Source organism: Acidithiobacillus sp. (assembly GCF_023255755.1).
Taxonomy (GTDB): domain Bacteria; phylum Pseudomonadota; class Gammaproteobacteria; order Acidithiobacillales; family Acidithiobacillaceae; genus Acidithiobacillus.
The window spans coordinates 2,222-3,765 of record NZ_JAGDVS010000174.1; the positions used below are offsets into that span (position 1 = coordinate 2,222).

Genomic DNA, 1,544 nt, shown 5'->3' on the forward strand with positions numbered 1-1,544 from the left:
GCACAGGGTAATGGTGTGTTCGATTCCAAGGATGTTTTTCAGGAAACGACCGCCAGTTGCAATGATCAAGCCGGTATTGTTGACACTTCCCGCTGTCGTCAGGACAACACGACCATTGGATTCGAGACCCACAACGTGGGCTTGGATGAAATTGACGTGGAGCCGTTTAAAGAGCGGTTGTAAATCAACGGTGATCTCTGCGCCCTGGCGTTTGCCTGTTGGAATCCAGATCAGACTCGGCAAATAAGTAAATGTGGTCAGCGGCGCAATGACCGTAATGTCTAAATCAGGACGGGCGGATCGTAATGTGCGTATGGCTGTCAGCGCAGCGAATCCGGAGCCGAGGACGACAATATGTTCAGACATGGTGTTTGCTCTCAAGAAACAGAAATGTTTTTTTACAGAACGCCTGGCCCGCGACAGCGGGGTTGGGAAGCTGATTAGCAATGAACTTCAGCCGCCATCCGAATCGAATTCTGGGACTGCGGTCTGCACTGTGCCGCCGCGATCAGCAGGCGCTGCGGCAGGGCTCTCAGATCGAATCTGCGGTTGAAGCGATAGGCGAAAGCGCCCAAGTACTGCTGTGCGTATTTTCTAAACCCAAAGCGGTGGTAACTGCCGCTCAAGCTGGTCTTGAGATTTCCCAGCACCGTGTTGATCCACTGCAACTGTGGCACTGCATTGGGCTTGCGCCCGGCCACGACGGTGCTTTGATGGGTGCAACCTGCCTGCGTGACCGCGCGGAAACAGGCCAAGCCATCGGAGTAGACGATGCTGCCGGTGGCCAGGTTTTGACTGGCCCACTGCGCGATGGCTTTGAGCTTGAAGCCCGACACCGTGTTGAGCTTGATGCGCAACGGGTGGCCCGCATCACTGACAGAGACTGCAGCAACAAAAGCAACTTTGTTTTCAGAACCCCGCCCGGCCTTGCCGCCAGTGCGTTCGCCCCCCAAATACGCATCGTCAACCTGGACTTCGCCACTGAGCGTGTAGCGGGCCTCCCGCGCGGCCATGGCTTGCATCAGCTTGTGGTGCACCAGCCAGGCTGTGGGATAGCTCACGCCCAGTTGGCGTTTGAGCGCGAGCGACGACACGCCGGTTTTGGCCTGACTGATGAGGTCGATCGCCAGAAACCAGGTCGTCAAAGGCAGTTTCGTCGCTTGAAAAACGGTGCCTGCGATCAGCGAGGTTTGATGCCGACAGGCCTGACATTGAAAGACATTATGGCTCCCCGTCTGCAAGACGCAGTGGGCCGCACCGCCGCAGTCAGGACAACGGAAACCATCGGGCCAGCGCGCTTTCTCCAGCGCCGCAGAGCAAAGCACCTCGGTGCCAAAAAACTTGAGAAACTCCGGCATCGACAGACCGGGCTGAAACTGGATGCGATTCATGGCCATGATGCTGTCCTCAAAAATGAACGATAACTGCAAATTACGCCCTCACAGCCTCACCAGGTGAGCTTGGCTGAAGATTGTTGCTAATCAGCTTTCCAACCCCGCTGTCGCGGGCCAGGCGTTCTGTAAAAAAACATTTCTGTTTCTTGA

The 1,544-nt window shown here is 56.0% G+C and carries 2 protein-coding genes; both read right to left on the bottom strand.

Annotated elements, in window-relative coordinates; all coding sequences use genetic code 11:
* Positions 1–366 (bottom strand): FAD-dependent oxidoreductase (locus Q0C48_RS12195; protein WP_291524737.1); only part of this gene is annotated, 366 nt, incomplete at its 3' end.
* A 74-nt stretch (positions 367–440) separates the two neighbouring features.
* Entirely contained in the window at positions 441–1,397 is a 957-nt protein-coding gene (locus Q0C48_RS12200) for an IS1595 family transposase (protein WP_291524740.1), read from the bottom strand.
* Between the last annotated feature and the right edge of the window lie 147 nt (positions 1,398–1,544).

Coding starts and splice junctions, on each gene's coding strand:
- Q0C48_RS12200 (WP_291524740.1), bottom strand. CDS start 1,397: ATGGCCATGAATCGCATCCAGTTTCAGCCCGGTCTGTCGATGCCGGAG.